Source organism: Brevundimonas sp. FG128 (genome assembly GCF_057809775.1).
The window spans coordinates 253,564-278,767 of the sequence record NZ_JBMDKP010000004.1 but is presented as its reverse complement, the minus strand read 5'-3'; the positions used below and the strand labels follow the sequence as shown (position 1 = coordinate 278,767).

Genomic DNA, 25,204 nt, shown 5'->3' with positions numbered 1-25,204 from the left:
GGTTTATACTTGCGCCGAATGGCCGGACAGCCGGGGGGAGCTCGAGTGATGCACGGCCAAAACGCGACTGCGTCCAGCGTGATTTCAGACGATTCAGACTATTCAGACTCTGTTTTTCCAGCACCAGGGTCTGAATGCTTCACTCGACCAGCTTGGTCACGGACGCGCCGACGCGGGCCATCACCGGCGATTTCAGACGATTCAGACTCTGTTTTTCGCACCGAGTCTGAAATCCTGCGGCCCGTCCTACAGGTCGATCACCGTCATCCCGTCCTCGGCCGCCAGCCGCTCGGCCAGGACGGCGCGGTGGCAGCCGGCGTGGTCGGCCTCGAAACACAGCAGGGCGACGCGCTTATCCCCGGCCAATTCCTTCAGCCGGGCGAACTCCATCTGGGCCTGAGGTTCGGCCAGGTGATCGGCGAAGATGGCGCGCATCTCGGCGACCCGGCCCTTGCGCGCGGCGTCGCGGCCGGCCTTGGGCGTGCCCAGGCCGCGCAGGTGGACGTAGTCGATCCCTTCGGCCTTCAGGCTCTCGCCCAGGATCGTCTTGGAAAAGCCGGCGCGGCGCGAGGCGGCGACGGCGCGGACATCGACCAGGGTCTCGACCCCCGCCGTCTTCAAGCGCGCGATCACCTCCGCCTGGGTCGCGCCTTCGTAACCGATGGTGAAAAGCTTCATCCACACCAGATGGGCGACGACGGGCGGATCGCCAGCGTCGCCGTGAACGCCCGCGTTGCGGTGCGGCGCCCTATCGTCTATCCCGCAGCACGGATTTCGACTGGAGCTTTCCCCATGGCTGACCTCGCCCCCGGCGTCGTGACTCTCTTCGGAGGGTCGGGCTTTATCGGGTCGCAGGCGGTGCGCGCGCTGGCGCGTCGCGGCTGGCGCATTCGCGTGGCCGTGCGCAATCCGGTCCTGGCCATCGAGATCCAGCCGCTGGGCGATCCCGGTCAGATCCAGTTCATGCGCTGCGACATCACCAGCGCCGAGGACGTGGCCGCCGCCGTGCGCGGCGCCGACGCCGTAGTCAATCTGGTCGGCGTCCTTCACGACGCAGGCGGCAAGCGCGGCTTCGACGCCGTCCATACCGAGGCGGCCAAGACCATCGCCGAGGCCGCCAGGGCGGCGGGCGTCAAACGCCTGGTCCAGATTTCGGCCATCGGCGCCGACGCCGCCAGCCCCTCGGCCTACGGGAAGTCCAAGGCCAAGGCTGAAGAAGCCGTGCGCGCCGTCTATCCCGACGCGGTGATCCTGCGTCCGTCGCTGGTGTTCGGCGCGGGCGACGGCTTCCTGAACCGTTTCGCCGCCATGGCGACGATGTCGCCTTTCCTGCCGCTGATCGGCGGCGGCGAGACCCAGTTCCAGCCGGTCTATGTCGGCGATGTGGCCGAGGCCATCGCGCGCGGCGTGACCCGCGTCGATGCGGCGGGCCGCACCTTCGAACTGGGCGGGCCGAGCCTCTACACCTTCCGCGAAGTGCTGGAGCTGGTGCGCCGCGAGACCGGCCGCGACCGGATGCTGGTCTCGGTGCCGTTCGTCTTCGCCAAGCCCCTGGGCTCGCTGCTGCAACTCAGCCGGTTCGTCGGCGTCACCCCGCCGCTGACCCGCGATCAGGTGCTGATGCTGGAGAAGGACAATGTGGTCGCGCCCGACGCCCTGGGCCTGAGCGCGCTCGGCATCGACCATCCGGCCGGGATGGCGGCCATCGCCCCGTCCTATCTGTGGCGCTACCGGGTCGGCGGCCAGTTCGCCGAAGCCCCCGCTCACTGAGGCTTCGGCCCGCCTGACCTGACGCCCCGGCCTTGGTGGGACGCTCCCGCGAAAGCGGCCCGGGGTCTTCGCAGGCCGGAACAAATAGTGCACAACTCTCGGATGCCGGCCACGCAAACCCAGACCCGCCCCGCGCCAACACCCAGTCTGGACGACGCCCGGTCGCTGCTGTCGCGCGTCTGGGGCCACGGCGATTTCCGCGGCCTGCAAAGCCAGGTGGTGGACGAGATCCTGGCCGGGCGCGACGTGCTGGCTGTCCTGCCCACCGGCGGGGGCAAGAGTGTCTGCTATCAGATCCCGGCCATCCTGCGCCCCGGCCTGGGCCTGGTGGTCTCGCCCCTGATCGCCCTGATGACCGATCAGGTCGAGGCCTTGAAACAGCAGGGCGTCGCCGCCGCTCGTCTCGATTCCGGCGTCTCGATGGACGAACGTTCGGCCATCTGGGCGGCCGCCCGTTCCGGCGATCTTGACCTGCTGTACGTCTCGCCCGAAGGCCTGGCGGCCGGCGCCATGATGGACCGGCTGGCCGAGCTTCCCCTCAGCCTGATCGCCATCGACGAGGCCCACTGCGTCAGCCAATGGGGCCACGACTTCCGCCCCGACTATCGCAACCTGGGTCTGCTGGTCGAGCGGTTCCCTGATGTGCCGCGCATCGCCGTGACCGCCACCGCCGACGCCCGCACCCGCGACGACATCCTGCGTTCGCTGCGGCTCGAAGAAGCCAAGGTCTTCGTCGACAGCTTTGCGCGTCCGAACCTGCAACTGTCGGCCGAGCGCAAGGAAAGCGCCTCGCGCGCCAAGACCGACGCCCGCGTCATCGAACTGGTGCGCGAACGGCGGGGCAAGTCAGGCGTGGTCTATTGCGGCAGCCGCGACGGCTGCGACCGGGTGGCCCAGGCGCTGCGCGACGCCGGCACCAACGCCATCGCCTATCACGCCGGTATGGACGCCAAGGAGCGGGACCGCCGGCTGGAGCGGTTCCTGGCCGAGGAGGGCGCCGTGATGGTCGCCACCATCGCCTTCGGCATGGGGGTGGACAAGGCCGATGTGCGCTTCGTGATCCACGCCGATCCGCCCGGTTCGCTGGAGGCCTATTGGCAGGAGATCGGCCGGGGCGGCCGCGACGGCGAACCGGCCGAGGGCATCACCCTGTATGGCCCGTCCGACATCGCCTGGGCCCTGCGTCGGCTGGACAGCCGGCCGATGGCCGAGGAGGTCAAACAGGTCCAGGTGCGCAAGGCTCGCCAGCTGTTCGCCATGCTGGACGGCGCCGTCTGCCGCGCCCAGGCCGTGCGGCGCTATTTCGGCGAGACCGATGCGGACCCCTGCGGCGTCTGCGACATCTGCGGCGACCCGCCCCAGCTCTATGACGCCACCGTCCCCGCGCAAAAGGCCCTGGCGGCGGTGCAGCGGCTGGGCGGCCGGTTCGGGCGGGGCCGGATCGTCGACCACCTGACCGGCCGGACCAAGGCGGTCCAGCCCTGGGAGCAACAGCTGTCCACCTGGGGCATCGGCGCCGACATCTCGCCCAACGGCTGGCGCGACATTGTCGATCACCTGCTGTTCGAAGGCCTGCTGGTCGAGGACGCCAACGACGGCAAGCCCCTAGTCGGTCTGGGCGACGGCGAGGCGGTGCGCGCCGTCTACAAGGCCGAACGCAAGATCGAGGTTCGCCGCGTGCCCGCAGGCTTCGACGCCGGCACGCGCTCGGGCAATCCGCGCAATCGCCGCGACCGCACCGGCGAGGGCCGCAACGCCGCGCTGGAGACGATGGACGCCGACGTCCGCGCCCGGTTCGAGGCCCTGCGCGCCTGGCGCCGCGACCGCGCCTCCGAACAGCACGTCCCGCCCTATGTCATCTTCCAGGACAAGACCCTGCTGGAAATCGCCCAGGCGGAGCCGGGCGACTTGAACAGTCTGGGGGCGATTTCCGGCGTGGGTCAGTCCAAGCTGGATCGCTATGGCAAGGGCGTCCTGGAGACGCTGGGCGCCCTCTAGCTCGGGTTCAAACTTCCGGCTTGGGCGGCGCGGTGATGACTTCGACGTTGTCGTTCAGCAAATACGACAGTTCCGACAGGGCGGTGGCGCGCTCGGCGGGGTCGGCCGCCGCCTGGACCGCCTCGACCTTCTTGGGGATGTCCTCGGAGATGCCGCGCAGGATGCACTTCAGGTCGCCGTCGGTGCCGCGCTCCTTCAGGATCAAATGGCCCTGCATGTCCAGAGCGGCCAATTCGCCGGCCTGGGCCTTGAAGCCGGTGAAGGCCTGGCTGGTGAAGAAGGCGGCGTCATCGGCGGCCTTGGCGGCGGCCCAACCATCGACCATGGCCTTCAGACTGCCCGAGCGCGAGACGATGTCGGCGAACAGCGGCTCGCTCGCCACCGAGATCGGCGCCCCGGGCACGGCGGCCGGCTGATCCGCCGCCAGGGCGACGGCGGGATTGGACATCGCCAGGGCGATCGTGAGAGCAAGGCCGCAGGACATGGGGATGACTTCCTGTTTCACCGTCGGCTAGGACGTTGAACCTGTTTACCCCCGACCCGTAAACGAGTGTTTACCCTCTCCAACGCCCCTATCGACCGAGGACGCCATGAGCCGCGACGACGCCTGGAAAACCTTTGATCGCACCGCCGCCGAGGCGGCCGAAACCCGGATCGTGGATCAGTTCGCCGCCGATCCCGACCGACTGGCGCGCCTGTCGGTCGAGGCGGCGGGGCTCTATCTGGATCTGTCGAAGCAGAGCTGGACGAAGGCGGCCTTCGACGCCTGTCTGGACCTGGCGCGCGCCTGCGATGTCGAGGGATGGCGCGCCGCCCTGTTCGGCGGCGAGGCCGTCAACCTGACCGAGGGGCGGGCGGTGCTGCACCCGGCCCTGCGCGCCGCACCCGGCGCCGACTTCAAGGCCCTAGGCGAGCCGGTCTCCGCCGAGGTGGACGCCGTGCGGGCGGACATGAAGGCCTATGCCGACGCCGTGCGTTCGGGCGCCGAGGCGGGGGCGACGGGCAAGACGTTCAAGGCCATCGTCCATGTCGGGATCGGCGGGTCTGACCTGGGCCCGCGCGTGGTCTGGGATGCGCTGCGTCCGCTGGACCCGGGGATCGACCTGCGGTTCGTCGCCAATATCGACCCGCGCGACATGGCCGAGGCCCTGACGGGGCTGGACCCCGAGACGACCCTGGTCGTGGTGGTGTCCAAGACCTTCACCACCCAGGAAACCCTGGCCAACGCCGAGGCGGCCAAGGCCTGGCTGGCCGCGTCCCTGCCGGCCGAGGGGATGACCAAACATTTCATCGGGGTGACGGCGGCGCCGGACAAGGCGGAGGCCTTCGGCTGCGGCCGCACCTTCGCCTTCCGGGACTGGGTCGGGGGGCGGTATTCGCTGTGGTCGGCGGTCAGCCTGTCGTGCGGCATCGCCCTGGGCTGGGACGTGTTCGAACAGATGCTGGCCGGGGCGGCGGCCATGGACGACCATTTTGTCTCGGCGCCGGTTGAAAAGAACGCCCCGATCCTGCTGGCCCTGGCCCAGGTGTTCAACGTCGACGGGCTGAACCGCCCCGCGCGGACGGTGGCGCCCTACGCCCACGCTCTGCGCCGCCTGCCGTCCTTCCTGCAACAGCTGGAGATGGAATCGAACGGCAAGCGAGTGCATCGCGACGGCACGCCGGTGACGCGCCAGACCTGCCCGGTGGTGTTCGGCGAGCCGGGCACCAACGGCCAGCACGCCTTCTTCCAGCAGATACACCAGGGTCCGCAGACCGTGCCGGCCGAGTTCGTGATCGTGGCCAAAACCCACGCCGATGCGCCGGAATCGCCGCTCTGGTCGAATGCGATCGCCCAGGGGCAGGCCCTGATGCTGGGCAAGACGATCGAGGCGGCCAAGGCGGAAGGCCTGGCCCAGCGGCTGTCGGAGGACCAGGCTGGGCGTCTGGCCTCTCATCGCACCTTCACCGGCAACCGGCCCTCGACGGCCATCGTCATGGAGCGGCTGACGCCCCAGGCCCTGGGTGCGCTCCTGGCCCTCTATGAGCACAAGACCTTCGTCGAGGGCGTGATCTGGGACATCAACAGCTTCGACCAATGGGGCGTCGAACTGGGCAAGGTGCTGGCCAAAGCGATCCTGAAGGACGTCCACGCCGGCGCTCCGTCCGCCGATCTGGACCCGTCCACCTCCGCCTTGATGACCCGGCTGATGGGCTGACGAAAAAGGGCCCGGCCTTGCGGCCGAGCCCTCGGGTCGTTTTGTACTGGGACCGGCTTACCAGCGGCGGTCGTAGCGGTAGTCGCGGCGATAGTCCCGGCGGTCGTGACGCGTGTCACGACGGTAGTCGCGGTAGTCGCGGCGCTGTTCCCAGCGAGGGTCGCGGCTGTTGATGCCGTGATCGCGCTCCCAGTGGCCCTGGTTCCGGTAGCAGCGGCCGCCGCGATAGTATTCGCAGCCCGAGCCGCGATTGGTCGCCACAGCGCCAAGGGCCGCACCAGCCAGGGCGCCGCCAGCGATGTAGGTCCCGTCGCCATTGCCGACCAGGGCGCCGGCCAGCCCGCCGACGGCAGCGCCGATCAGGGCGTTCTGGCCGCTGTTGTTGTCGCGATCGCGATAGGACTGGGCCGAGGCGGGCGCCGCCATAAGGGTCATGGCCACGACGGGAGCGGCGGCGACGGCGGTGATCTTCAGCATCTTCGACATGGTCGATCTCCTTTATTTTTGTGCTCGATCGAAGGTCCGACAAGGGAATGCGTCGAGCGTTGGGTTGGTTCTAACCCGCCGTGCTTGAACGCGGCCGGAGGGGCGCGTTCATTTCCGGTTCATTTGTCGCGGAAGTTTCGTGCGTCCGCGCTTGACGGCGTCGCCCCCTCTGCCTAACTCCCGCTCGCGTTAGCACTCTCGACGGTCGGCTGCCAAAACGGCGATCGCGACGAGGCTGACCGACCGTTTCAAATCGCCCCATCCGGGGGATCAAGGGAGAGAACCGATGGCGTTTCGTCCGCTCGGCGACCGCGTGCTGGTCAAGCGCGTTGAAGAAGAATCCAAGACCAAGGGCGGGATCATCATCCCCGACACCGCCAAGGAAAAGCCGCAGGAAGGCGAAGTCGTCTCCGTCGGCCCCGGCGTTCGTGACGAATCCGGCAAGGTCAACGCCCTGGAACTGAAGGCCGGCGACCGCATCCTGTTCGGCAAGTGGTCGGGCACGGAAGTGAAGATCGACGGCGACGACCTGATCATCATGAAAGAGTCGGACGTCCTGGGCGTCCTGTCCTGAACGTGAATCGTGATGCGTGACTCGTGAGCGGCGCGTGATCGCGCTCTTACGAACCGCACCAATCACGACTTTCGATTCACCACTCACCTTTTCAAAGGAGCTGCCCGCATGGCCGCTAAAATCGTACACTTCAACACCGACGCGCGCGACAAGATGCTGCGCGGCGTCAACGTCCTCGCCAACGCCGTCAAGGTGACGCTCGGTCCCAAGGGCCGCAACGTCGTGATCCAGAAGTCCTTCGGCGCTCCGCGCTCGACCAAGGACGGCGTGTCGGTCGCCAAAGAGATCGAGCTGGAAGACGCCTTCGAGAACATGGGCGCCCAGATGATCCGCGAAGTCGCTTCGAAGACGAATGACAAGGCGGGCGACGGCACCACCACCGCGACCGTCCTGGCTCAGGCCATCGTGCAAGAGGGCCTCAAGGCCGTCGCCGCCGGCATGAACCCGATGGATCTGAAGCGCGGCATCGACAAGGCTGTCACGCTGGTCCTGCAAGAGATCAAGGACAAGTCCAAGCCCGTCTCGAACAACTCGGAAATCGCCCAGGTCGGCACCATCTCGGCTAACGGCGACAGCGAAATCGGTGAACTGATCGCCCAGGCCATGGCCAAGGTCGGCAACGAAGGCGTCATCACCGTCGAAGAAGCCAAGACCGCCGACACCACCGTCGACGTCGTCGAAGGCATGCAGTTCGACCGCGGCTACCTGTCGCCCTACTTCATCACCAACGCCGACAAGATGGAGGTTCAACTCGAAGAGCCGCTCATCCTGCTGTTCGAGAAGAAGCTGACCTCGCTGCAAGCCATGCTGCCGATCCTGGAAGCCGTGGTGCAGTCGGGCCGTCCGCTGCTGATCATCGCCGAGGACATCGAGGGCGAAGCCCTGGCGACCCTGGTCGTCAACAAGCTGCGTGGCGGCCTGCGCGTCGCCGCCGTCAAGGCGCCGGGCTTCGGTGATCGCCGCAAGGCCATGCTGGAAGACATCGCCATCCTGACGGGCGGCCAGGTCATCTCGGAAGATCTCGGCATCAAGCTTGAGAGCGTCACGCTCGACATGCTCGGCAAGGCCAAGAAGGTCTCGATCACCAAGGACGACACCACCATCGTCGAAGGCGTCGGCGGCAAGGACGAGATCGAAGCGCGCGTGGCCCAGATCAAGCGCCAGATCGAAGACACCACCTCCGACTACGACAAGGAAAAGCTGCAGGAACGTCTGGCCAAGCTGGCCGGCGGCGTCGCGGTTCTCCGCGTCGGCGGTTCGACCGAAGTCGAAGTGAAGGAAAAGAAGGACCGCGTCGACGACGCCCTCAACGCCACGCGCGCCGCGGCTGACGAAGGCATCGTTCCGGGCGGCGGCATCGCCCTGCTGAAGGCCTCCAAGATCCTGGCCGACGTCAAGGGCGACAACGCCGACCAGAACGCCGGCATCGCGATCATCCGTCGCGCTCTGCAGGCTCCGATCCGTCAGATCGCCGAAAACTCCGGCGTCGAAGGCTCGATCGTGGTCGGCAAGGTTCTGGAAAACGGCGACGCTTCGTTCGGCTTCAACGCCCAGACCGAAGAATACGGCGACCTGGTGCAGATGGGCGTCATCGACCCTGCCAAGGTCGTTCGCACGGCCCTGCAAGACGCCGCTTCGGTGGCCGGTATCCTGATCACCACGGAAGCCGCCGTCGCCGACGCTCCCAAGAAGTCGGGCGGCGCGTCGGCCCCCGACATGGGTGGAATGGGCGGCATGGGCGGCATGGACTTCTAAGTCCAAGCCCTCCGACGCTGAAATGCAGAAGGGCGGGGTCGCGAGACCCCGCCCTTTTTGTTTGGCTTACCTCCCTGTTCGCGGAGGCGAACGGGGAGGACAGGCGATCGCGTCAGCGAGCGCCAGGAGGGGGCGACCGGGTGTCAGAGGCCGGCGGGGTCATCACCCCAGTTCGGGTCGCCCCCTCCTGATCACTACGCGATCTGTCCTCCCCATCGGCCTGCGCCGATGGGGAGGTGAGTTTGTCTCAGAACTCCGAGATCGCGCCTGGCCTGCGCGAGCGGGTCTTCAGCCACATGACGCCCAAGAGGTCCGAGAAGGAGGCGCGCAGCCGGCCCCAGTTGGTGTATTTCGATTGGCCCGTCTCGCGGTGGCGGTGATCCACGTCGAGGTATTGGTTCTTGAACCCCTCGCGGATCATCAGGGCCGGCAGATAGCGGTGGATGTGATCGAAGTAGGGCAGGCGCAGGAAGACGTCGCGGCGGAAAGCTTTCAGGCCGCAGCCAGTGTCGTCGGCGTCATCGCCCAGCAGGCGGCGGCGGATGCGGTTGGCCCAGATCGAGGCCTGGCGTTTGGCCTCGCTGTCCTGGCGTTTGGCGCGCTTGCCTCCCACCAGGCCGACGTCAGCGGGGGCGGCGAGCAAGGCGTCCACCAGGCGTGGCGCGTCGGCGGGCGGGTTCTGGCCGTCCCCGTCCATGGTGACGACGACCGGCGCGCGGGCCGCCAGGACGCCGGTGCGAACCGCGCGGCTCTGGCCGGCATTGCTGGCGTGGGCCAGAACACGCAGCGTGGGAAGCTCCGTCATGGCGGCATTCAGCTCGGCCAGGGTTGCGTCCCTGGAGGCGTCGTCCACGAAGATCATCTCATAAGAACGCCCGTCGAAGGCGGCGGCGATCTCTCGCGCCAGGGGCACGGCGGCGCCGGCCTCGTTGTGGACGGGAACGACGACTGAAATCTCGGGTGTCTCGACGGTCATTGGCGCTCCATAGACGAGATCGGCTGCTTAGGGGAGACGGCTGACGACGGCGCGGTCGCCGTGTAAGGAGTCTCATATGAAGACTTTCGATCTGGATCGCCGCATCGCCGGCTGGAGAGGCCCGGTCCTCGCAGCGCTGCTGACGCTGATCGCCGGCCTGCCGGGACTGCTGCTGTTGCCGCCGCTGGACCGTGACGAGAGCCGGTTCGCCCAGGCCACGTCCCAGATGTTGGAAAGCGGCGACTATGTCGATATCCGCTATCAGGACGAGCCGCGCTGGAAGAAGCCGGTCGGCATCTACTGGATGCAGGCCGTCGCCGTCGGCCTGACCTCGGACGTCGAGGACCGCGAGATCGCGCCCTACCGCATCCCGTCCCTGCTGGGGGCCATGCTGGCGGCCTGGGCCGTGGCCTGGGCCGGGTCGGCCATGCTGGGCGGCCGGGTCGGCTTCTTCGGCGGGGCCATCATGGGGGCCACCTTCCTGCTGTCCACCGAGGCGGGGATCGCCAAGACCGACGCCATGCTGTGCGGGGCGACCACCCTGGCCATGGCGGCGCTGGCGCGCATCTATATGGCGACCAAGGCGGGCGAACGACCGATCCGGTTGCACAAGCTGCTGTTCTGGATCGGCATCGGTCTGTCGATCCTGATCAAGGGGCCGATCGGGTTTCTGGTCATCGCCCTGGCCATCATCGCCCTGTCGATCTGGGACCGGAACGTGAAATGGCTCTATCGCCTCGGCTGGGGCTGGGGGCTGCCGCTGGTCGCCCTGATGGTCGGGCCGTGGGCCATCGCCATCACCATCGCCACCGACGGCGGGTTCTGGCGCGAGGCCATCGGCGGCGACCTGGCGCCCAAGATCGCGGGCGCCCACGAAAGCCACTCGGGCTTCCCCGGCATGTATCTGTTGCTGGCGCCCCTGCTGTTCTTCCCCTCGACCCTGCTGCTGCCCGCCGCGGTCTCGACCGGCTGGAGCCGGCGGGCCGAGCCGGCGATCCGGTTCCTGGTCTGCTGGCTGGTTCCCGGCTGGCTGATGTTCGAACTGGCTCCGACCAAGCTGTGGCACTACACCCTGCCGACCTTCGGGGCGCTGGCCTTGCTGGCCGCAGCCGCCCTGGCGCGGCCGATCGGCAAGGTCTCGCGCATCACCGGCGCGGTGCTGGCGGCCTTCGCCGGCCTGCTGATCATCGGCATCACCGTCTATGGGCTGACGGTCTATGGCACCTCGACGGCCCAGACCTGGGCCGCCCTGACCGTGGTCACGACCCTGGCGGCGGCGGCCATGGGCGGCTTCCTGCTGTTGAACCGGGCGCCGGTCGCGGCCCTGGTCGCCTCGCTGGCCTTCGGCATCGTGGCGCACGGGGCGCTGGCCGGCACGATCCGGCAGCTGCGCCCCCTGGCTATCGCCCCCCAGCTGGAGAAGACGCTGGAGGCGGCCGATCTGCACCCGCGACAGGGTCGCACCCCCGGCCCGGTCGCCATCACCACCTTCCATGAGCCCAGCTTCGTCTTCCTGACCGGACGCGACACCGATCTGACGGACGCCGAAGGCGCCGCCCGCGCGCTGGCCGAAGGGCGGCCGGCCATCGTCGAGGCGCGCGACGCCGACGCCTTCCGCGCCGCCGCCGGGCGGCTGGGCGTGTCAGGCCGGGCCGTGGGCGTGGTGCGCGGCTACAACTACTCCGGCGGGGACGAGATGAACCTGACCGTCTATGCGCCGCCGCCCAGAAACGGGTCCGGCGGCGGCGCAGGGGGCTCGTGATGGGCCGCTTTATCCAGATCGTCGAGGTCGGTCCGCGCGACGGCTTGCAGAACGAGAAGGCCGTGCTGGCCCCCGCCGTCCGCGCCGATCTGGTGCGACGGCTGGAAGGGGCGGGGGCAAAGCGGATCGAGGCCGTCTCCTTCGTCCATCCCAAATATGTGCCGCAGATGGCCGGCGCTGAAGAGGTCATGGCCGCCCTGCCGCGCGAGCCGGGACGCAGCCGCATCGGCCTGGTGCTGAACGGCAAGGGTTATGATCGGGCGCTGGCGACCGGGGTGGACGAGGTCAATGTCTCCGTCGCGGCCACCGACGGCTTTGGTTTGAAGAACCAGGGCCTGGCGGTGAAGGATCAGTTGGTCATGCTGGGCGAGATCGTCGCGCGGCGGCACAACGCCGAAGCCACCGACGGCGCGCCGTCGCTGTCGGCCATGATCTCCTGCGTCTGGGGCTGTCCGTTCGACGGCGAGGTGTCGGTGGATCAGGTCGCGGACATGGTCGGGGCCATCGCCGAGATGGGCGTGGGCGAGATCGGTCTGGCCGACACCATCGGCGCGGGCGATCCCTGGGCGGTGACGCGAAAAGTCGAGGCGGCGAAGAAGGTCGCGCCGAACGCGACCCTGCGCCTGCATTTCCACGACACCCGCAACACCGGCCTAGCCAACGCCTATGCAGGGGTCGAGGCCGGGATCGACGTGCTGGACGCCTCGGTCGGCGGCATCGGCGGCTGTCCGTTTGCGCCGGGCGCCACGGGCAATATCGCCACCGAGGACCTGGTCTATATGCTGGCGCGGGGCGGGTTCGAGACTGGGTATGACCTGGACGCTCTCATCGCCACGGCGCGCTGGATCGGTGAGGCCATCGGCCGGCCGGCGCCGTCGGCGCTCAGCCGTGCGGGCGGTTTCCCCAGGGACTGAGCCGGCGATGGCGGGCGACGAAGAACGGCGCTATTCATGATGAACAAGCGTGGCCGTCAGGTCGGGCGCGAACAAGGACCGACCATGCTGATCGCCATTCCGCTGCTGCTGATCCCCGTGGTGCTCTACAATATCGTGGTGCTGTTCGGCGGTTCGGGCGGCGGCGCGGTCGTTCAGGCGGACGCCTTGCTGCGCGATCCTCTGTTCTCGATCACCATGACGTCGGGCGCGCAATGGACGATCGGGTCGGGCGACCTGATCCTGTTCCTGGGTCTGATCCTGCTGTTCTTCGAGCTGGTGAAGTCGACGTCCAGCCAGCGCGTCGCCATCATCAATCACGCCCTGTCGATGATCCTGTTCATCGCCGTGCTGGTGGAGTTCCTGCTCTTGCCGGGGTTCGCGACCTCGACCTTCTTCCTGATCGTGATCATGATCCTGCTGGACGTGCTGGCCGGCTTCATCGTGACGATTATCTCGTCGCGCAAGGATTTCGATTTCGGCGGGGCGTGAGGGGCACGGCCTCAAGTAGGCCGAAGGCCGATAGGCCCAAAACGATGTGCCTCAAGTCGCGGTCGGCGCGGTAGGCCCTACGAAAAAGCCGTGAAGATGAGGGCGACGACGGCGACGTCGAGGAATTTGGCGGCGAGGGTGAGGGCGGCGGGCATGGGCGGGTCCGGCAAGAGGCGTCAGGCCCCATCACCAGCAAACCCCGTGCCGCCGCGTCAGATGTCGGTCTTGGCCGTCTTGCCGGTCGGCGGGCGCCGCTCGGCGGCGCCAGAATATTCGGTTCCGAGATAGGCGGAACGGGCCGCATCCAGCACCGGCGGGCCGCCGCGCAGGCCGCGCTTCTGGCCGCTCTGACCCATCTGCTGGGCGACGAAGGCGGCGGCTCCGGCCTCGGAGGCCGGGGGGACGGCAGCTCTTGCCGGGGCAGGTTGGGGCTCGACGGGCTCTGGCGCATCGACCGGGACCAAGGCGCGCGACGCCGAGCGGGCCCGTCGCTCCCGCTCGCGGCGTTCGCCTTCGCGGCGATCGACGCGGTCCGGACCGCCGACGGGCTGAATCCGGTCGGTCATTTGGGCTTGGCGCCCGCCAGCTTGTCGATCTGGCGGCGCATCTCGTCCATCTGACGGCGCATTTCGTCCAGGGCGTCGGGCGCCTCCGGCGCCGGGGCGAGGCCTTCCTCGGGCTCGGCGGGCGTCGGTTCGGGCCGAGCCCGGGCGAAGGGGGGGAACATCTGCATGGCGCGTTCGAACATGGCCATGTTGGCGCGCGCGGCGTCCTCCATGATGGTCGCGCCGGCGCCGGTTCCGAAGGCGCGGCTCATCTGGCTGGCGAACTGTTCCTGCTGGCGGCCGAAGTTGGCCAGCGACATCTCCAGATAGGAGGGCAGGACGCCCTGCATCGAGCCGCCGTAGAAGCCGATCAGCTGGCGCAGGAATTGGACGGGCAACAGGGCCTCGCCCCGGCTCTCTTCCTCGAAGATGATCTGGGTCAGGATCTGGCGGGTCAGGTCGTCGTTAGTCTTGGCGTCATAGACGACGAAATCGACGCCCTCGCGCACCATGGTCGCCAGGTCCTCCAGCGTCACATAGGCGCTGGTCCGCGTATTGTAGAGACGGCGGTTCGCATACTTCTTGATGACGACCGCATTCGCCTCGTTCTTGTTTCCACCCTTGGTTTTTTCGTCAGCCACGCTTGTTCTCGCGATGTTGCAACGCATCACTATCCCCCCTTGCGCCGCGAAGCGCCAGAGGGGGCGTCAATGCGCACCCCACACAGAAAGTGTGCGGACGGATCAGCCGTGGCTCATCGCCGGGGCCAGGACGACGCCGACCAGCACCGCTGTCCAATGGACGGTCGCGCCCGTAACGACGAATCCGTGCCAGATGGCGCGGCGGAACTTCACGCGTGGGCTGACGAAGACGAAGACGCCGGCGGTGTAGATCAGGCCGCCGATGACCAGCAGGGCCAGGGCGACGGGATGCACCGTCTCGACCATCGGCTTCAGGGCCGCGACCGCCAGCCAGCCGAAGACGACATAGACGCCGCTCCAGAACTTGTCCGATATGCGCGGCGCGAACAGCTTTACCCCCGCGCCCGTGAAGGCCAGGGTCCAGATCAGGGTGGTGAAGCCTATGGACCACAGGCCCTCGAACCGCTGGGTCGTGAAGGGGGTGTAGCTGCCGGCGATCATCAGGAAGATGGCCGCCTCATCCAGCCGACGCAGCACGGGCCGCGCGGCGCAGGGATTGGTCCAGTTGTAGATGGTCGAGGCCGTCAGCATGCCGACCAGGCACAGCGCATAAATGGCCGTCGCCATGACGCCGCCGATGCCGGCATAGACGCCCGCCAGACCCGCCAGGATGATGCCGCCGACCGCCGCCAGCATCAGACCGACGATATGGACCCACAGGTCCGCCAGTTTCTCGGCGCGGGTCGGATAGTGGTCGATCATGTCCAGTTCGTCCGGCGTGCAGACGTGGGTGACGAGACGTTTCAGCGTGCGGAGCATGGCCCTTCCAATCCGTGGATCGCGTCTATCGTTCCCTGATAATGCGCCGACAGGATGACGATTGGCTGAATCCGGCCGGGCTCCTATCGTCGCAGGTGACGAACACGCTGCGATGCGGCAAAACGGCCACGCAGACCTATTCAGCAGAGAGTGAAATCCCATGACCGACGTCGTCATCGTTTCCGCCGCGCGTACGCCGGTCGGTTCTTTCCTGGGCGCGCTGTCGTCCCTGCCGGCGTCCCAGCTGGGCGAGATCGCCATCAAGGCGGCGCTGGAGCGGGCGGGCGTCTCGGGCGACGAGGTGGACGAGGTGATCCTGGGTCATGTGCTTCAGGCCGCCGCCGGTCAGGGGCCTGCGCGCCAGGCCGCGGTCGGCGCCGGGGTGCGCAAGGAAGCCGCCGCCTGGAGCCTGAACCAGATCTGCGGCTCTGGCCTCCGCGCCGTGGCCATCGCCGCCCAGCAGATCGCCTTGGGCGATGCGAAGATCGTCGTCGCTGGTGGACAGGAGAGCATGAGCCAGGCGCCGCACGCCCAAGCCCTGCGTAACGGACACAAGATGGGCGACGTCGCCCTGGTCGACACCATGGTCCAGGACGGGCTGTGGGACGCCTTCAACGGCTATCACATGGGCCAGACGGCCGAGAACATCGCCGACAAATGGTCGATCAGCCGCGAAGCCCAGGACGAATTCGGTCTCGCCAGCCAGCACAAGGCCGAGGCGGCCCAGAACGCCGGCAAGTTCGACGACGAGATCGTTCCCGTGGTCATTCCCGGCCGCAAGGGCGACGTGACGGTCGATAAGGACGAGTACATCCGCCACGGCGCGACGCTGGAGCTGATGCAGAAGCTGAAGCCCGCCTTCGCCAGGGACGGCAGCGTCACCGCCGCCAATGCGTCCGGCCTGAACGACGGCGCGGCCGCCCTGGTGCTGATGAGCGCGGACGAGGCCAGGGCGCGCGGGCTGGAGCCGCTGGCCCGCATCGCCTCCTACGCCACGGCGGGCGTCGATCCGTCGATCATGGGCACCGGGCCGATCCCGGCGTCCAAGAAGGCGCTGGAGAAGGCGGGCTGGAGCGTCGCCGACCTTGATCTGGTCGAGTCCAACGAGGCCTTCGCCGCCCAGAGCCTTTGCGTGGTCAAGGAGCTGGGCCTCGACCCGGCCAAGGTCAACGTCAACGGCGGCGCCATCGCCATCGGCCACCCCATCGGCGCCTCGGGCGCACGCATCCTGACCACGCTGCTGTTCGAGATGAAGCGGTCGGGCGCAAAGAAGGGTCTGGCGACCCTGTGCATCGGCGGCGGCATGGGTGTGGCGATGTGCGTGGAGCGGGCGTGATCTGACAGAATGGTCCCTTCTCCCGTTGGGAGAAGGTGGCCCGAAGGGCCGGATGAGGGGTTACGGTGCTGATCGCGTCGCATAGTGTAACCCCTCACCCTTTCGCGCCAAGACCGATCGCTGACGCTCTCGGGCGCTCAAGCCCTCTCCCTATGGGAGAGGGTAGGCGATCTTTTAGTCCGCCGGATATTCGAACGGGTCGCTCGGCGTCGGCTGGGTCGGCAGCGGCATGCGGGGCAGGTGCTCGTCGCGGTTGGCGGCGTTCAGCAGGAAGCTGGCCAGGATGACGGCCGCCTGACGCAGGTCTTCGGCCTTCAGATGGTCATAGCTGTCGATGCTGGTGTGGTGCAGGCGGCTGGAATAGTCGAGCGGGTCCTGGATGAACTGGTATCCGGGCACGCCGACCGTCTGCATATAGACGTGGTCGGTGCCGCCCGAGTTGCGCAGCGAGACCGTCGTCGCCCCCATGCTGGCGAAGGGCGCCAGCCATTCCTGGAAGATCGGCGCGGCGGCGACATTGCCCTCGGCGTTGATGCCCCGGATCTTGCCCGAGCCGTTGTCCAGGTTGAAATAGGCGACCAGGTCGCGATAGCCCGCGCGCGGCTCGACGGGCCAGCGGCTGCGCCAGGTGCGATTGTTCGACAGGCCCGCCAGCGCCGGATCGTTCGACGGCGCACGCGTCGCCAGATGCTGGTCGACGTAGGCCAGCGAGCCGAGAATGCCCTGTTCCTCGCCGTTCCATAGGGCGAAACGGATGGTGCGTTTGGGCCGCACGTTCAGGGCTTTCAGGATGCGCGCGGCCTCCATGACCACCGCGCTGCCGGCGGCATTGTCCACGGCGCCGTCCGAGGCGACCCAACTGTCCAAGTGGGCGCCAGCCATGACGTATTCGGTCCCGCGCGCCGTGCCGGGGATGTCGGCCAGGATGTTGTAGGCGTTGACGTCCTCGTCGTGGAACCGGACCTCGCTGTTCAGCTCCAGCGTCGGCGGCGCATCGGTCAGGGCCAGGCGCGCCAGGCGGCGATAGTCCTCGGCCGCCAGCTCCATCCCCGCCAGTTTAGGCGTGGCGCCGACCTGATAGGTGTAGCCCGTGCCGTGCAGCAGGCCGCCGTCGCGCTGGGAAATCCGCACCCAGGCCAGGGCGCCCTGTTCGACCAGGAAGGCGTCCAGTTCATTGGCGAAGTTGACGGTCTTCAGCGAGCGTTCGATGGCGGCCGGTGAATGCTGCGGCTGGTTATAGACGTTGCGCTCGGCCAGCTCTGCGCTGGTCCAGCGTCGGAAAGCCGGCTCGGTCGGCTCTGACCCCGTGCCGGGCTGAGACAGCATGACGATCTTGCCCGAAAGCTTGCCGCGCCATTTGTCGAAGTCCTCGACCTTGGAGATCGGGGCCACGATGACGCCGCCGCTGATGGTCCCATTGGTCGACGGCGTCCAGGCCACGGGGATGGCGCGCAGGTCCAGCGGGCGCGGCGCGGTCATACGGGCGCTGGAACGGACGATGGACCAGCCGCGCCCGAACTCGAACCCTTCGGCGCGCACGTCGGACAGGCCGTAATCGCGGAACTGCTGCTGTGCCCACCGCTCGGCCTCGCGCATCTGGGGCGAGTTGGTCATCCGCCCGCCGATCCGGTCGGTCAGATAGGCGGCGGTCTGCATCGCCTGGCTGTGGTTCAGCCCCTGGTCGATGATGCCGTTGACGGCGACGCGGTCCACCGACTGGGCGGCGACCGGCGTGGCGAGAAGGGCGGCGGCGGATACGAAGGCGAGCAGACGCGACATGGATTCCCCAAGAAAGACCGATGGCTGAACAGGAGCGCATCTGATGCGATCCGCCTACGGAGTGCAAACCGCAAACCGTGTTCAGGCCGCGACGATCAGCCCCATGTTCAGCCCCAGGGGCCGCGCGGCTCCGTCGGCGCCGCGGGCACGCCGGTGGTCGAGGTCGTGAAGCCGGCGGCGGGGCGAGGCTGGGCCAGGTCCGGCGTTCGGGTGCGCGGCTGCATCCCCATCTTGGCGCCCAGCTCCATCAGCGCCTTGACGCGATTGAGCGTCGCCGGGTGGGTCGAGAACAGGTTGTCGGCTCCGCGACCCGCCAGCGGATTGATGATGAACATCTGGCCTGAGGCCGGATTGCGCTCGGCCGTCTGATTGGTGATCCGCTTGGCGTAGCCGTCGATCTTCTGCAGGGCGCTGGCCAGGGCCTCGGGGTCGCCCGCGATTTCGGCGCCGACGCGGTCGGCCTCGTATTCGCGGCCCCGGCTGATCGCCATCTGCACCAGACCGGCCGCCATGGGCGCCAGGATCATCAGGGCCAGGGTTCCGATGATCCCGCCCGGCCGTTCGCGGTCGTCTCCACCGCCGAAGAACAGGGCGAAGTTGGCCAGGGCGGCGATGGCGCCGGCGATGGTCGCCGTCACCGTCATGATCAGGGTGTCGCGGTTCTTCACATGGGCCAGTTCGTGCGCCATCACCCCGCGCACCTCCTCGCGCGTTAGCATGTCGAGCAGGCCGGTGGTGGCGCAGACGGCCGCGTTCTGGGGATTGCGGCCGGTGGCGAAGGCGTTGGGCTGGTCGTTGGGAATGATGGCGACCTGCGGTTGGGGCAGGCCGGCGTCGCGGGCCATCTGGCGCACGTCGGCGACATAGTTTCGGACCACGGCGTTGGGGTGCTGCTCGTCGACAGGCTGGGCCCGGTACATCCTCAGCACGATCTTGTCGGCGTTCCAGTAGCTGAACAGGTTCATCCCGCCTGCGAGCAGTAGGGCGATCGCCATGCCCGGACCGCGTCCGATCATATAGCCGACGCCTGCGAACAGGGCCGTCATCGCCGCCAGCAGGATGAAGGTCTTCAGGTGATTCATCGCGGTTCCGTCACCCGATCCGGCCGCTGTGTCTGGCGTCACGGGTTTGATCCTCTATTTGAGAGAAGGCGCATCAAGCCTCAAGGGAGCCGCCCTGTGACCGAACATCCCACCCCCGGCCCGGACAACGACGCCGAAACGGCTCCGCCGACCCCCGCCTTCAATGCCGACGTGCCCCACGCCACGCCCGAACGGCCCGTCAGCGAGGCCGCCCGTCGCGCCCTTCAGGAGGCGGCCGATCGTCGCGCGCGCCAGGAGGCGGTTCAGGCGGACACGGAATACGGCGGTCCGTCCGGTCCCGAACCGACCCGCTTCGGCGACTGGGAGAAGAAGGGGCTGGCGGTCGATTTCTGACCCTCTGATCCTGTCGGCGCGGGGAAAACGGTTAACCACGGCTTAAGAAACAGGCGCCGGATTTGCCAGTGCAGGGACAACTCAGAGGAGTCTGTCCCGTGACGATACAGTCGATACTTACCGCCGCATCGGCGGCTCTGCTGCTCTCGGCAGCGCCCGCTCTCGCCGGAGGGCCTGGAGGCCACGGCCACGGCGGCGGCTATGGCGGCGGCCATGGCGGTCAACCCGGCGGCTGCGGCGGCGGCTGCGGTGGCGGCGGCTACCAAGGCGGTGGCGGCCATTACGGCGGCGGCAACTATAACGCCAACCACAACGTCAATGTGAACGTGAACGGCGGGGCCTACGCCAACGCCAATGCGAACGCTTATGCGGGCGCCTCCAGCTATTCGGCGATCAACGCCCGGTCCTATTCCAGCTCGTCCAGCTTCCAGCGCGGCTATGTCGGCGGCGGCACGACCTATGTCGGCAGCGGCGGCTATTCGGACGGCTACTACGGCGGCGGTTACGGCGGCGGCGTGAGCACGACCTCTGTCCTGGTCGGACGGCCCCCCGTCAGCGCGCCTGTCGGCTATCCGGTCTATGGCTTCGGCCGCGACTATGTCGGCTGGCGTCCGTATCAGCAGGGTCGCCCGGCCGACTGCAACTGCCGCCCGCCGGTTCGCCCGCCGGTGCGTTACGAACAGCGCTATGAGCAGCGCTACGAACAACAATACGTCGAGCAGCCCCCGGTCTATGTCCAGGCGCCGCCGGTCCAGATCGCGCCGCAGCGCATCTATGTCGCCCCGTCGCAGGTCAGCATGGCCCCGCCCCAGATCGAGATGGGTCCGCCCACCTATATCGAGCAGCCGCCCATCTATGTGCAGGCGCCGCCGGTCAACATCGGCCCGCAGCGCATTCAGGTGGCCTCGTCGCAGGTGAACCTGGCGCCGGCCCAGGTCGATGTCGGCCCGCCAGTCTATGTCGATCAGGCCCCGGTCTATGTGCAGTCGGCCCCGGTCAATATCGGTCCGCAACGCATCCAGGTCGCGCCCGGCCAGGTCAATATGGCTCCGCCGCAGATCGAGACCGGCGGTCCGGTCTATGTCGATCAGGCGCCCGTCTATGTTCAGTCGGCGCCGGTGAACGTCGCGCCGGCCCAGGTCTATGTGGCGCCGCCCGAGGTGAACACCATCCCCGCGCCTCCGCCCCCGCCTCAGGGCTATTACGGCGACCTGCCGCCGCCGGAAGCCGTCGCACCACAGGCCCCGCCGCGCCATCACGGCTACGCCCAGGAGCCGGGCGAGCGGGGCTGATCGCCTCGCTAAGCGAACATTGATGACGAACCGTCGCCCTGGTCTGGACCTCAGATCAGGGCGATGTCCTGTGCGATGCTGAGAGCCGCCGCGCGCGGGTCGGCTGCGGCCGTGATCGGACGGCCGATCACCAGATGGGTCGCCCCGGCCTGAAGCGCTTCCTGCGGGGTCGCCGACCGCGCCTGGTCGTCCTGGGCGGCGCCGACGGGCCGCACGCCGGGCGTCACGATCAGGAAGTCCGGCCGTCCCGCCTCAATGGCCAGCGCCCGCACCCGGGCCGCCTCGTGCGGACTGGAGACGACGCCGTCGATGCCGGCGTCCAGCGCCTGGCGCACGCGCAGCTCGACCAGTGCGGCGGGCGACAGGCTGTGGTCGTCGGCCGACAGGTCCTCGGCCGTCAGACTGGTCAGGACCGTGACGCCCAGCACCTTCATGTTCGAACCGGCCGCGCCGCGCGCTGCGGCCGCCATCACCTGCGGTCGGGCGTGGACGGTCAGCAGGTCGCAATCGGCGCTCGCCAGGTTCGCAGTCGCCTTCTCCACCGTCGCGCCGATGTCGTGCAGCTTCCAGTCCAGGAAGATCTTGCGCCCCTGCGCCTTCAGCTCGCGCGCTAGGTCCATGCCGCCGACGGCGAACAGCTGCAACCCGATCTTGTAGAACCCCACCGCGTCCTCGACCCGCGACACCAGGGCGGCGGCCTCGGCGGCGGTCGGCACGTCCAGGGCGCAGATGATCCGCTCGTCGGGACCGCGATTGGGCGCCACGGTGTTGGTCTGGGTCATCGACGGACTCGCGCTGAGCGGCTATGCCGGACGCGAGGGTGCGTCGGCAGGGCGGCGTGACGGATTGAGGGCGAGGACAGGCGATGAACGCAGTCGATTTGGGTGTCAACCTGTTCGTGACCCTGTTCGCGCTTCTGGACCCGATCGGCAACCTGCCGATCTTCGCCGCCGCCACGGCCGGGGCGACGCTGCGCCAGCGGATTTCGGTCTCGGCCCTGATCTGCGCCTTCGCCGCCGTCTTCCTCGCCTTCTTCCTGTTCACCGGCCTGGGGCTGCTGCAGTTCTTCGGCATTTCGCTGGCCGCGTTCCGCATCGCGGGGGGCATACTGCTGCTGTTCCTGGGGCTGGACATGGCGCGGGGCGACTTCCTGGCCATGTTCGCCGACAAGGACGCCCTGCTCGACAGCCAGGACGTGCGCGGCTATGCGCGCCGGCGGTTCCAGCGGCTGGTCGTGCCCTTCGCCATTCCGCTGATGATCGGCCCCGGCGCCATTTCGGCGGTCATCATTCAGGCGGGCGAGGCGGCCAAGCTGGGCTATGCGGGGACCATGGGCTCGCTTGTGGCCATCGCCGCCGCCTGCGCCGTGTCCTTCGTCTGTTTCGCCTTGACCGGGTCGCTCAGCCGCCTGCTGGGCGAGGTGGGCATGGCCATCATCGTCAAGGTGCTGGGCCTGATCCTGTGCGCCCTGGCCATCCAGTTCATCCTGCTGGGCCTGGGCGAGGCCATCCCCGGCATGATCTCCGGCGCGGTGACGACGCCTTATCCGGCGACGAAGTAGGCTCAGTCCTCGTCCTCGATGGCGTGGATGTCGTCGTCGGACAGGCCCAGGTGGTGGCCGATCTCGTGGATCAGGACGTGAGCGATCAGTTCGGAAATCCCCACGTCGCCGCGCTCGCACCATTCGTCCAGGATAGGACGGCGGTAGAGGAAGATGCGCGACGGCTCGGCCGCCGGTCCCAGGCTGTCGCGCCGCCCGATGTCCACGCCGTGATACAGCCCCGTCAGTTCGAACGGGTCCTCGATCTCCATCTCCGCCAGCGTGGCTTCGTCGGCGAAGTCGTCGATGCGGAACACCACCTCGCCGGCGGCCTGACGAAACGGCGCCGGCAGGGCGTCGAACGCCTTGCGCGCGATACGGGCGAAGTCGTCGAGGGAGGGGGCGACGGGATCGGTCATGTCTCCGCTATCGCCGTCCGGGCCAGGGTTCGCAACAGGGCGCAGTGACGCGATCACGAGACTGCCGCATTTTCTCGCGCTTGGGGTATGGTTACCGAATCGGGGCGCAGACTCTCCAGGGACAAGAATGGCCGAGGCCGACATCGCCTATGTCGCCACAGCGGGCGCAGCCGGACTGGCCATGGCCGTCAGCGCCTGGGCCTTGCTGCTGCGTGGACGGCTGAACGCCACCGCGGTCGAGGCGGAGGCCGAACGCGTCGCCGCCCTGGCGGACCTGGGCCGGCACGACGCCATGCTGCGCGCCTTCGACGACATCAGCATGGCCCTGACCCCCGACGGCATGGCGGCGGGCGCGCCTATCGGTTCGGCCGAACTGATCGCCCGTCTGGCGCCGGACGGCGACGATGTGGGCGGGGCGATCCTGGCCCAGCTGAAACACAGCCATGACGCCCTGATCGACGCCCTGGTCCGTTCGGGTCAGGCGTTCGAGGGGCTGGTCGCGCTGGACGACGTGGAGCCGTGGCGGATCGAGGGCCGGGTCGCTGGCGGCACGGCCTGGCTGCGGCTGTCGCCGGCCTCGCGCTTCACCCTGACCGGCGCGGATGCGACGGAGAGCGGCTTGGCCATGCTGGGCGACGCCTCGCCAACCCCGACATGGGTGGTGGACGGGACCGGCAAACTGGCCTGGGCCAACCGCGCCTGGTTGGCCGAGATCAACGCCGAAACTGTCGAGGACGCCATCCAGAAGGGTCTGTCGTTCGACCGCGGCGCCGACGCCTTGGTCGCCGAGGCGGCGCGCCTTGGCGTTCGTCAGGAGGGCTTCCGCTGGACGACCGGCGGGGGCGCGCGGCGCGCCTGGCGAATCATTGCCGAGCCGGCGGGCGGCGGCGCCGTCACCGCCTTCGCCATCGAGGTGACCGAGGCGGAGGAGACACGCGACACCCTGCGCCGCCACGTCGACGCCCATGACGAGACGCTGAACCACTTGGCCGACGCCGTGGCCATCTTCGGCCCTCAGAAGCGGCTGGCCTTCCACAACACCGCCTTCCAGACCCTGTTCGACATCGACGCGGCCTGGCTGGACGAACGCCCGACCCATGCCGAGCTTCTGGACCGCCTGCGCCAGCGCCGCAGCCTGCCCGAGGTGGTGGACTACGCCGGGTGGAAGGCGCGCGAGCTGGAATTCTATGGCGCGTCCGAGGCCTCGCCGGACGACAGCTGGTCCCTGCCGGACGGCCGCACCCTGCGTGTCGTGCGCCAGCCGCATCCGCTAGGCGGCATCCTGCTGATCTTCTCGGACATCACCGACGAACTGAAGCTGCGCAGCCGGTTCAACGCCCAGATCCAGGTCCAGCGCGCGACCCTGGACAAGCTGAACGATGCGGTCGCCGTGTTCGGCTCGGACGGTCGGCTGAGGCTGCACAACGAGGCGTTCGAGACCTTCTGGAATCTGTCGGTCGATCGGATCGCGGCGGCTTCGGACTTCGACGCCCTGGCCGAACTGTGCAAGGCGGTGCTGCCCGATCCGGCCCTTTGGCTGGGGCTGAAGGCGCGCGTCGCCGATCCCGATCCCGAAAGCCGCGTGGCGATCTCAGGCGAGGGCCGCACGGTCGATGGACGCGTCGCCGCCTGGCAGACCCGGCCGCTGCCGGACGGCGCGACCCTGGTCGCCTTCTCGGACGTGACCGCCCGCCGCGGTCTGGAACAGGCCCTGGTCCAGCGCGAACAGGCCCTGGCCGAAAGCCAGGCGCTGAAGCGCGAGTTCGTGGGCAGCGTCTCCTATGAGCTGCGCACGCCCCTGACGACCATCGTCGGCTATTCCGAACTGCTGGAGACCATGGGCGACCTGCCCGAGCGCAGCCGCCAGCATGCCGGCGCCATCCGCGTCGCCGCCAGCCAGTTGGCCCGCTCCATCGACGACGTGCTGGACATGGCCCAGATCGACGCCGGCGAGATGGAGCTGTCGCTGGGCGACATGCGGGTCTCGGACCTGTTCGTCGAGGCCAGCGAAAAGATTCGCGCCAAGGTCGAGGGGCGCGGGGCGACCTTGACCGTGACCTGCCCGCCGGACCTGCGCACCCTGCGTGCCGACCCGCACCGGATCGGCCAGGCGCTGGAGCACCTGCTGGAGAACGCCGCCCGCGCGGTGTCCAGCGGCGGGGCCGTGACCCTGACGGCCGAGACCGGCCCGTCCGAGGTGCGGCTGACCGTATCCGACACCGGGCGCGGCATCCCCTATCACCTGCAGGCCCACGTCTTCGACCGGTTCGTGCGGCGTGAGCGCGGCGGCCCCGGCGTCGGCCTGGCCCTGGTCAAGGCCCTGGTCGAACTGCACGGCGGCTGGGCCGAGGTGGAGAGCGAGCCGGGCAAGGGCGCCGCCTTCATCCTGCACCTGCCGCTGGGCGCGGTGACCACGGCCGCTGCGCCCGAGCTTCAGCTGGAAGGCTGACGCCG

The 25,204-nt window shown here is 68.4% G+C and carries 24 protein-coding genes; 13 read left to right on the top strand and 11 right to left on the bottom strand.

The features are described from left to right. Positions 1–246: 246 nt before the first annotated feature. Positions 247–678 carry a DUF488 domain-containing protein gene (locus ACODSC_RS12880; RefSeq protein WP_488814378.1) on the bottom strand — a complete coding sequence of 144 codons (432 nt, stop codon included), beginning with the start codon at positions 676–678 and terminating at the stop codon, positions 247–249. A 114-nt stretch (positions 679–792) separates the two neighbouring features. Here ACODSC_RS12880 and ACODSC_RS12875 point away from each other — a divergent pair, with 114 nt between their 5' ends. After that, positions 793–1,770, top strand: a complete 978-nt coding sequence (locus ACODSC_RS12875) for a complex I NDUFA9 subunit family protein (protein WP_488814377.1) — start codon at positions 793–795, stop codon at positions 1,768–1,770. A gap of 102 nt (positions 1,771–1,872) precedes the next feature. After that, positions 1,873–3,768 carry a DNA helicase RecQ gene (recQ, locus tag ACODSC_RS12870; RefSeq protein WP_488814376.1) on the top strand — a complete coding sequence of 632 codons (1,896 nt, stop codon included), beginning with the start codon at positions 1,873–1,875 and terminating at the stop codon, positions 3,766–3,768. Positions 3,769–3,775: 7 nt separating this feature from the next. Here recQ and ACODSC_RS12865 read toward each other — a convergent pair whose 3' ends face one another. Next, entirely contained in the window at positions 3,776–4,252 is a 477-nt protein-coding gene (locus tag ACODSC_RS12865) for a hypothetical protein (protein WP_488814375.1), read from the bottom strand. A gap of 106 nt (positions 4,253–4,358) precedes the next feature. Here ACODSC_RS12865 and pgi point away from each other — a divergent pair, with 106 nt between their 5' ends. Continuing rightward, positions 4,359–5,966, top strand: a complete 1,608-nt coding sequence (pgi, locus tag ACODSC_RS12860; protein WP_488814374.1) for a glucose-6-phosphate isomerase — start codon at positions 4,359–4,361, stop codon at positions 5,964–5,966. 57 nt (positions 5,967–6,023) lie between these two features. Here the strand turns inward: pgi and ACODSC_RS12855 are convergent, their stop codons facing one another. Further along, positions 6,024–6,452: a YMGG-like glycine zipper-containing protein gene (locus tag ACODSC_RS12855; RefSeq protein WP_488814373.1), complete on the bottom strand. Its 429-nt coding sequence runs from the start codon at positions 6,450–6,452 to the stop codon at positions 6,024–6,026. A 286-nt stretch (positions 6,453–6,738) separates the two neighbouring features. On the opposite strand from ACODSC_RS12855, the gene groES reads away from it, so the two are divergent. Then, a complete protein-coding gene (gene groES / locus ACODSC_RS12850) occupies positions 6,739–7,026 on the top strand; it encodes a co-chaperone GroES (protein WP_008259448.1) in 288 nt (95 codons plus the stop codon). A 108-nt stretch (positions 7,027–7,134) separates the two neighbouring features. Continuing rightward, positions 7,135–8,781: a chaperonin GroEL gene (groL, locus tag ACODSC_RS12845; protein ID WP_488814372.1), complete on the top strand. Its 1,647-nt coding sequence runs from the start codon at positions 7,135–7,137 to the stop codon at positions 8,779–8,781. Positions 8,782–9,028: 247 nt separating this feature from the next. Here the strand turns inward: groL and ACODSC_RS12840 are convergent, their stop codons facing one another. Continuing rightward, positions 9,029–9,757 carry a glycosyltransferase family 2 protein gene (locus ACODSC_RS12840; protein ID WP_488814371.1) on the bottom strand — a complete coding sequence of 243 codons (729 nt, stop codon included), beginning with the start codon at positions 9,755–9,757 and terminating at the stop codon, positions 9,029–9,031. A gap of 76 nt (positions 9,758–9,833) precedes the next feature. Here ACODSC_RS12840 and ACODSC_RS12835 point away from each other — a divergent pair, with 76 nt between their 5' ends. The 3 genes from ACODSC_RS12835 to ACODSC_RS12825 all read left to right on the top strand — a co-directional run bounded on the left by ACODSC_RS12835 (position 9,834) and on the right by ACODSC_RS12825 (position 12,943). Then, entirely contained in the window at positions 9,834–11,519 is a 1,686-nt protein-coding gene (locus ACODSC_RS12835) for an ArnT family glycosyltransferase (RefSeq protein WP_488814370.1), read from the top strand. Beyond that, entirely contained in the window at positions 11,519–12,433 is a 915-nt protein-coding gene (locus tag ACODSC_RS12830; protein ID WP_488814369.1) for a hydroxymethylglutaryl-CoA lyase, read from the top strand. The genes ACODSC_RS12835 and ACODSC_RS12830 overlap by 1 nt, the downstream gene beginning before the upstream one ends. A gap of 84 nt (positions 12,434–12,517) precedes the next feature. Further along, positions 12,518–12,943: a hypothetical protein gene (locus ACODSC_RS12825; RefSeq protein WP_488814480.1), complete on the top strand. Its 426-nt coding sequence runs from the start codon at positions 12,518–12,520 to the stop codon at positions 12,941–12,943. A gap of 212 nt (positions 12,944–13,155) precedes the next feature. On the opposite strand, the gene ACODSC_RS12820 is transcribed toward ACODSC_RS12825, so the two are convergent. From ACODSC_RS12820 to trhA, 3 genes are all read right to left on the bottom strand, one after another. Further along, a complete protein-coding gene (locus ACODSC_RS12820) occupies positions 13,156–13,509 on the bottom strand; it encodes a hypothetical protein (protein ID WP_488814367.1) in 354 nt (117 codons plus the stop codon). Then, complete coding sequence (gene phaR / locus ACODSC_RS12815) at positions 13,506–14,129, bottom strand: polyhydroxyalkanoate synthesis repressor PhaR (protein WP_488814365.1); 624 nt, start codon at positions 14,127–14,129, stop codon at positions 13,506–13,508. Before phaR ends, ACODSC_RS12820 begins: the two co-directional genes overlap by 4 nt. A 102-nt stretch (positions 14,130–14,231) precedes the next feature. Beyond that, positions 14,232–14,948 (bottom strand): PAQR family membrane homeostasis protein TrhA, encoded by a 717-nt coding sequence (trhA, locus tag ACODSC_RS12810; RefSeq protein WP_488814363.1) that lies wholly within the window; start codon positions 14,946–14,948, stop codon positions 14,232–14,234. A 160-nt stretch (positions 14,949–15,108) separates the two neighbouring features. Here trhA and ACODSC_RS12805 point away from each other — a divergent pair, with 160 nt between their 5' ends. Continuing rightward, positions 15,109–16,284: an acetyl-CoA C-acetyltransferase gene (locus ACODSC_RS12805; RefSeq protein ID WP_488814362.1), complete on the top strand. Its 1,176-nt coding sequence runs from the start codon at positions 15,109–15,111 to the stop codon at positions 16,282–16,284. A 174-nt stretch (positions 16,285–16,458) separates the two neighbouring features. Here ACODSC_RS12805 and ACODSC_RS12800 read toward each other — a convergent pair whose 3' ends face one another. Beyond that, a complete protein-coding gene (locus tag ACODSC_RS12800; protein WP_488814361.1) occupies positions 16,459–18,063 on the bottom strand; it encodes a M20/M25/M40 family metallo-hydrolase in 1,605 nt (534 codons plus the stop codon). 107 nt (positions 18,064–18,170) lie between these two features. Further along, positions 18,171–19,145, bottom strand: coding sequence for a zinc metalloprotease HtpX (htpX, locus tag ACODSC_RS12795; RefSeq protein ID WP_488814479.1), 975 nt, complete (start codon positions 19,143–19,145; stop codon positions 18,171–18,173). Positions 19,146–19,241: 96 nt separating this feature from the next. On the opposite strand from htpX, the gene ACODSC_RS12790 reads away from it, so the two are divergent. Both ACODSC_RS12790 and ACODSC_RS12785 read left to right on the top strand, forming a co-directional pair. Continuing rightward, positions 19,242–19,499, top strand: coding sequence for a DUF1674 domain-containing protein (locus ACODSC_RS12790; RefSeq protein WP_488814359.1), 258 nt, complete (start codon positions 19,242–19,244; stop codon positions 19,497–19,499). Positions 19,500–19,597: 98 nt separating this feature from the next. Then, positions 19,598–20,791, top strand: coding sequence for a hypothetical protein (locus ACODSC_RS12785; protein ID WP_488814358.1), 1,194 nt, complete (start codon positions 19,598–19,600; stop codon positions 20,789–20,791). A gap of 50 nt (positions 20,792–20,841) precedes the next feature. Here ACODSC_RS12785 and pyrF read toward each other — a convergent pair whose 3' ends face one another. Next, positions 20,842–21,573: an orotidine-5'-phosphate decarboxylase gene (gene pyrF / locus ACODSC_RS12780; protein ID WP_488814357.1), complete on the bottom strand. Its 732-nt coding sequence runs from the start codon at positions 21,571–21,573 to the stop codon at positions 20,842–20,844. Between the two features lie 83 nt (positions 21,574–21,656). On the opposite strand from pyrF, the gene ACODSC_RS12775 reads away from it, so the two are divergent. Continuing rightward, entirely contained in the window at positions 21,657–22,352 is a 696-nt protein-coding gene (locus ACODSC_RS12775) for a MarC family protein (protein ID WP_488814355.1), read from the top strand. A gap of 2 nt (positions 22,353–22,354) precedes the next feature. On the opposite strand, the gene ACODSC_RS12770 is transcribed toward ACODSC_RS12775, so the two are convergent. Next, the gene (locus ACODSC_RS12770; RefSeq protein WP_488814354.1) at positions 22,355–22,750 is read right to left on the bottom strand and encodes a metallopeptidase family protein; all 396 of its coding nucleotides are present in this window, start codon (positions 22,748–22,750) and stop codon (positions 22,355–22,357) included. Positions 22,751–22,877: 127 nt separating this feature from the next. Between ACODSC_RS12770 and ACODSC_RS12765 the strand changes: the two genes are divergently transcribed. Then, positions 22,878–25,199 (top strand): sensor histidine kinase, encoded by a 2,322-nt coding sequence (locus ACODSC_RS12765; RefSeq protein WP_488814352.1) that lies wholly within the window; start codon positions 22,878–22,880, stop codon positions 25,197–25,199. Positions 25,200–25,204: the final 5 nt, after the last annotated feature.